Below are 5,952 nucleotides of genomic sequence, written 5' to 3'. Positions count from 1 at the left end.
GACCTGACGGGGCGCACCGCGCTCGTGACCGGGGGCTCGCGCGGCCTGGGCCTGCAAATCGCCCAAGCGTTGGGCAAGGCGGGCGCCAAGCTGATGCTGACCGCGCGCAAAGCCGATGAGCTGGAAGGCGCGGTGCAGCAGCTGCAGGCGCAGGGCATCGATGCGCGCTGGATGGCAGCCGACTGCGCGCGCGAGGAGGATATCCAGCGCTTGGTCAGTGAGACCCTGCAGCGCCTGGGCGACATCGATATCCTGGTCAACAACGCCGGGGCGGCTTGGGGGGCGCCGGCCGAAGACCACCCGCTGGAGGCCTGGGATAAGGTCATGAACCTCAATATCCGCGGCTACTTCCTGCTCAGCCAGGCAGTGGGTAAGCACAGCATGATCGCGCGGCGGCGGGGCAGTATCGTCAACGTCGCCTCTATCGCCGGGCTGGGCGGCAACCCGCCCGAGATGAAAACCATCGCCTACAACACGTCCAAGGGCGCGGTGATCAACTTCACGCGCGCGCTGGCGGCGGAGTGGGGGCCCTACGGCATCCGCGTCAACGCCATCTGCCCTGGCTTCTTTCCCAGCAAGATGACGCGCGGCACCCTGCAGGCGATGGGCGAGGAACGGCTGGCCGCGCACGCGCCCCTGCGCCGCTTGGGTGACGATGAGGACCTCAAGGGGGCCGCAGTGCTGTTTGCGTCCGACGCGGGCAAACACATCACGGGTCAGTGGCTCGCGGTCGATGGCGGGGTCAGCGCCGTCATCGGTGGTTGAAAGGGCGCCGGGCGCTCATCGGTCCTTGCATCGTTTTACCTGGAGCCAAGTCCATGCCGTCGAACAAGCAGATTCTTCTGGTCAGCCGCCCCCAGGGCGAGGCCAGCCTCGAAAACTTTCGTCTCGTTGAGACGCAAATCCCCGCGCTGTCGGAGGGCCAGGTGCTGGTGCGCCACCATTATCTGAGCCTGGACCCTTACATGCGCGGGCGCATGAACGAGGGCAAAAGCTACGCCGCTCCCCAGCCGCTAGGCGAAGTGATGATTGGCGGCACGGTCGGTCAGGTGGTGGAGAGCCGCCACCCGCGCTACGCCCCGGGCGACTGGGTGGTTGGCATGGGTGGTTGGCAGGAGTACAGCGTGGTCGATGCCGACCAGCCGGGTGCGTTGCGCAAGGTGGATGTCTCGCGCATTCCGCCCAGCCATTACCTGGGCGCGGTGGGCATGCCGGGGGTGACGGCGTGGTACGGCCTGGTCAAAATCATCGAGCCCAAGCCTGGCCAGACCATAACGGTCAGCGCGGCTGCCGGTGCGGTGGGCAGCGCCGTGGGCGTGCTGGCCAAGCAGCGCGGCTGCCGCGTGGTGGGCATCGCGGGCGGCCCCGACAAGTGCGCCTACGTGCGCGACGAGCTGGGCTTCGACGACTGTGTCGACTACCGCCAGTACCCCGACTTGCGCTCGCTGGCGGCGGCGCTCAAAGCGGCCTGCCCGAACGGCATCGACGGTCACTTCGAGAACGTCGGCGGCACGGTTTTGGACGCGGTCATGCTGCGCGCCAACGCCTTTTCTCGCGTGGCCATGTGCGGCATGATCGCGGGCTATGACGGCCAGCCCCTGCCGATGCTCAACCCGTCGCTCATCCTCGTCAACCGCATGCGCATCGAGGGTTTCATCGTCAGCGAGCACATGGAGGTCTGGCCGCAGGCGCTGGCCGAACTGGGCGAGCTGGTCGGCAGCGGACGTTTCCGCCCCCGCGAGACCATCGCGCAAGGCATCGAAGCCGCCCCCGAGGCGTTCTTGGGTTTGCTCAAGGGGCGCAACTTCGGCAAGCAGCTCGTCAAGCTGGTTTGAGAGCGTCTCGCGCTTGCCCGGAGACTGCCATGCCCATCGTCACGCACGAGGTGTTCAACCAGCCCGAGCCGCTGGTCGACGTCAACCTGTTCGAGGCGAATCGCCCGCTGCAGGACGCATTGCGCTTCCATGCGCCAGAGCTCGACACCTCGGGCTTGCACGCGCTGGGCGCCCTCGTGGGGACGGCCGAGATGCAAAGGCACGCGCGCCTGGCCAATGTCCATGCGCCACAGCTGCGCAGCCACGATCGCTTCGGTCGGCGCATCGACGAGGTGGAGTTTCACCCGAGCTACCATGATTTGATGCGCGCCGCGACCGCCGCGGGCCTGCACGGCACGCCCTTTGCGCCCGAACAACAGGCGAGCGGTCATGCGCACCTGCAGCGCGCCGCCGCCTTCATGCTGTTTACCGAGCTCGAGCCCTCGGTGCTGTGTCCCATCTCCATGACCTATGCGGTTACCCCCGCGCTCAAAGACAACCCGTCGATTTACCGTGACTGGTCGGCGCAACTCACGAGCCGCGCCTACGACCCCCGGCTGGTCCTCTGGCGCGACAAAGCCGGCGTCACCATGGGCATGGGCATGACGGAAAAGCAAGGCGGCTCGGACGTGCGCGCCAACACCACGCAAGCCGTCCCCGCGGGCGAGGACAGCTGGGGCCGGCGCTACACCGTGACCGGGCACAAGTGGTTTTTCTCCGCGCCCATGTGCGACGCCTTCCTGATCCTCGCGCAGACAGCCAGTGGCCTGTCGTGCCTCTTTCTGCCGCGTATCCTGCCCGACGGCACGCGCAACGCGCTGCACATCCAGCGCCTGAAAGACAAGCTGGGCAACAAGGCCAACGCCAGCTCCGAAGTCGAGTTTGCCGGCGTGACGGCCTGGCTGGTCGGCGAAGAAGGGCGCGGCGTGCCGCAGATCCTGGCCATGGGGACGCTGACGCGGCTCGATTGCGCGCTCGGCACCAGCGGCCTGATGCGGCAGGCGCTCTCGCTCGCGTTGGACCACACGCGCCAGCGCATGGCCTTCGGCAAGCCCCTGATCGAGCAGCCGCTGATGCGCAACGTGCTCGCCGACCTCGCGCTCGAGTCGGAGGCCGCGACGGCACTGGCTTTGCGTCTTGCGCGCAGCTTCGACCGCTCGATCAGCGACGAGCACGATCGCGTGATCCAGCGCCTGCTGACCCCCATTGCCAAGTTCTGGATCTGCAAGCGCGGCAGCGCCTTTGCTCAAGAGGCGATGGAATGTCTCGGCGGCAATGGCTATGTGGAAGAAAGCGGTGAGGGCATCATGGCCCGCATCTACCGCGAGATGCCCGTCAACAGTATCTGGGAAGGCGCGGGCAACATCATGGCGCTCGACCTGCTGCGCGCGTTGCGCAAGGCGGATGCCGCCGCGGCGCTCGCGCAGGAACTGGCGCCCGTCAAGGGCGTGCACCCCGCGCTCGACCGGCTCGTCGCGAGCTTGCCCACCCGCGTGGAGATGATGGCCAACGAGGTGGAGGCCCGTCGCCTCGCGCAAGACGTGGCGCTCGCCGTGCAGGCGGCCCTGCTAGCGCAGACCGCACCGGGGGCGGTTTTTCGCGCGTTTTGTGACTCGCGCTTGGCAGGGGATGGGGGCGGCAGCTTTGGCACCTTGCCCAGCGGCACGGACTTTGCGGCCATCCTCGAGCGCGCTCGCCCGCGTTGATGGCGCCGCCGGGCCGACGTATCACCGAACGCCCTCAGGAGAATGTGCCGATGATGCAAGATTTCAAGGACAAAACGGCCGTCGTGACCGGTGCTGGATCGGGTCTCGGGCTCGAAGTCGCCCGTCTGGCAGCATTGCGGGGCATGAAGCTCGTGCTGGTGGATGTCCAGGCCGACGCGCTCGATGCCGCGGCGCAAGAACTGGGCGCGCAGGGCACCGACGTGCTCGCGCGGCGCGTGGACGTGTCCGATGGCGTGCAGATGGAGGCGTTGGCGGATGCCGTGCGCGAGCGCTTCGGCGCTCCGCATCTCGTATTCAACAACGCGGGCGTGGCGGCAGGCGGTCTGGTGTGGGAAAACACCGTGGCCGACTGGCAGTGGGTACTGGGCGTCAACCTGTGGGGGGTGATCCACGGGGTGCGCCTGTTCACCCCGATGATGTTGGCGGCGGCGAGCGCCGATCCGCACTGGCGCGGGCACATCGTCAATACGGCCAGCATGGCCGGGTTGCTGACGCCGCCCAACATGGGCGTGTACAACGTCAGCAAGCACGCGGTGGTCGCCTTGACCGAAACGTTGTACCAGGACTTGCGACTCGTGACCGATCAGATCAGCGCCAGCGTGCTGTGCCCGTACTTCGTGCCCACCGGTATCAGCCAGAGTCAGCGCAACCGTCCTGCCGAGCTGCCGCCTGCCGCGCCCACGCGCAGCCAGCTCATCGGCCAGGCCATGAGCGAAAAGGCCGTCAGCAGCGGCAAAGTAACGGCAGCCGAAGTGGCGCAGCGTGTGTTCGATGCGATGGAGCAGGGTCGCTTCTACATCTACAGCCACCCGCACGCGCTGGCACCCGTGGCGGCCCGCATGCAGGCCATCGTCGAGGGGCGCGAGCCGCCCGACCCGTTTGCCGACCGGCCGGAGGTGGGCGCGCAGCTGCGTGCTGCCCTGCGTGCGATGGGTTGAGGGCGCCGGGTCCTGTGGCACACTCCCGCGCTCACGGACAACCCATGCCCATCCATGACGACGATCGTGCAACGCATCGCCGACGAGCTCGGCGTGTGCGCCGCCCAGGTGCAGGCCGCGGTGGACCTGCTCGATGGCGGTGCCACCGTTCCCTTCATCGCACGCTACCGCAAAGAGGCCACCGGCGGCCTGGACGACACGCAGCTGCGCCAGCTCGAGCAGCGCCTGGCCTACCTACGTGAGTTGGAGGACCGGCGCGCGGCCATCCTGGGCAGCATCGAGGAGCAGGGCAAGCTCACCCCCGCCCTGCGCGCCGCCATCGAGGCGGCACCGACCAAGCAGGACTTGGAGGACCTGTACCTGCCCTACAAGCCCAAGCGCCGCACCAAGGCGCAAATCGCGCGCGAAGCGGGCCTGGAGCCGTTGGCTGACGCCCTGTGGGCCGACCCCACGCTCGACCCGCAGGCGGCCGCTCAGGCTTACGTCAAACCCGCGCCGGGCGAGGAGGGCGGCGACTTCACCACGGTGGCCGCGGTGCTGGATGGTGCGCGCGACATCTTGAGCGAGCGCTGGGCAGAGGATCCGGCCGTCGTGCAGCCCCTGCGCGAGTGGCTGTGGCAGGAGGGGTTGCTGCGCAGCCGCCGCATCGACGCGCGCAACCCCAACGACCCCGAGGTGGCCAAGTTTCGCGATTATTTCGAGCACGACGAGCCGATCGCGCGTGTGCCGTCGCACCGGGCGCTGGCCATGTTTCGCGGGCGGACGCAGGAGGTGTTGGACCTGTGCCTGGCGCAGCCGCAAGAGCCCGAACCCGGCCAGCCGTCGCTGGCCGAGGGCCGATTGGCCCGGCTGCTGGGCTGGTCGCACCAAGGGCGCGCCGCGGATGACTGGCTGCGCCGTTGCGTGGCTTGGACCTGGCGCGTCAAGTTAAGCCTGTCGATCGAACGCGACTTGTTTGCCCGCTTGCGCGAGGCGGCCGAGGCGGTGGCGATCCAGGTGTTTGGTGCCAATGTGCGCGACCTGCTGTTGGCCGCCCCGGCCGGGCCGCGGCCGACCATGGGCCTGGATCCCGGCATTCGCACCGGCGTCAAGGTGGCCGTGGTCGATGCCACGGGCAAGGTGGTGGACACGGCCACCGTCTATCCGTTCGAGCCCCGGCGCGATGTCGAGGGGGCATTGGCGACGCTGGCCGCGTTGGTGCTGCGGCATGGGGTGGAGCTGATCGCGATCGGCAACGGCACCGCGTCGCGCGAAACCGACAAGCTCGCCACTGAGCTCGTGCGCAACATGGCCGAGCTGAAGATGACCAAGATCGTCGTGTCGGAAGCCGGCGCGTCGGTCTACTCGGCCTCAAAAATCGCCCGCGAGGAACTGCCCGAGCTCGATGTGACCCTGCGCGGCGCAGTTTCCATCGCCCGCCGTTTGCAGGATCCGATGGCCGAGCTAGTCAAGATCGAGCCCCGCTCGCTCGGC

At 68.2% G+C, this 5,952-nt stretch carries 5 protein-coding genes; all 5 read left to right on the top strand.

What is annotated here, in order from left to right:
• Positions 1-765: SDR family oxidoreductase (locus Q0716_RS05655; protein ID WP_299020675.1), on the top strand; the 765-nt coding region annotated here is incomplete at its 5' end.
• Positions 766-818: 53 nt separating this feature from the next.
• A complete protein-coding gene (locus tag Q0716_RS05650; protein ID WP_299020672.1) occupies positions 819-1,835 on the top strand; it encodes an NADP-dependent oxidoreductase in 1,017 nt (338 codons plus the stop codon).
• 29 nt (positions 1,836-1,864) lie between these two features.
• Positions 1,865-3,520, top strand: coding sequence for an isovaleryl-CoA dehydrogenase (locus tag Q0716_RS05645; protein ID WP_299020669.1), 1,656 nt, complete (start codon positions 1,865-1,867; stop codon positions 3,518-3,520).
• Between the two features lie 50 nt (positions 3,521-3,570).
• Complete coding sequence (locus Q0716_RS05640; RefSeq protein ID WP_299020667.1) at positions 3,571-4,479, top strand: SDR family oxidoreductase; 909 nt, start codon at positions 3,571-3,573, stop codon at positions 4,477-4,479.
• A 54-nt stretch (positions 4,480-4,533) separates the two neighbouring features.
• The coding region (locus Q0716_RS05635; RefSeq protein ID WP_299020665.1) for a Tex-like N-terminal domain-containing protein at positions 4,534-5,952 on the top strand (1,419 nt) is incomplete at its 3' end.

The organism is uncultured Tepidimonas sp. (assembly GCF_938045175.1).
Classification (GTDB): domain Bacteria; phylum Pseudomonadota; class Gammaproteobacteria; order Burkholderiales; family Burkholderiaceae_C; genus Tepidimonas.
Note: the sequence above shows the minus strand (reverse complement) of the source record. Positions and strands in the feature narration are given on the sequence as shown.

Excerpts from the sequence above, each read along its gene's own strand:
- Q0716_RS05640 (WP_299020667.1), top strand. The coding sequence starts at position 3,571 with ATGATGCAAGATTTCAAGGACAAAACGGCCGTCGTGACCGGTGCTGGA.
- Q0716_RS05650 (WP_299020672.1), top strand. The coding sequence starts at position 819 with ATGCCGTCGAACAAGCAGATTCTTCTGGTCAGCCGCCCCCAGGGCGAG.
- Q0716_RS05645 (WP_299020669.1), top strand. The coding sequence starts at position 1,865 with ATGCCCATCGTCACGCACGAGGTGTTCAACCAGCCCGAGCCGCTGGTC.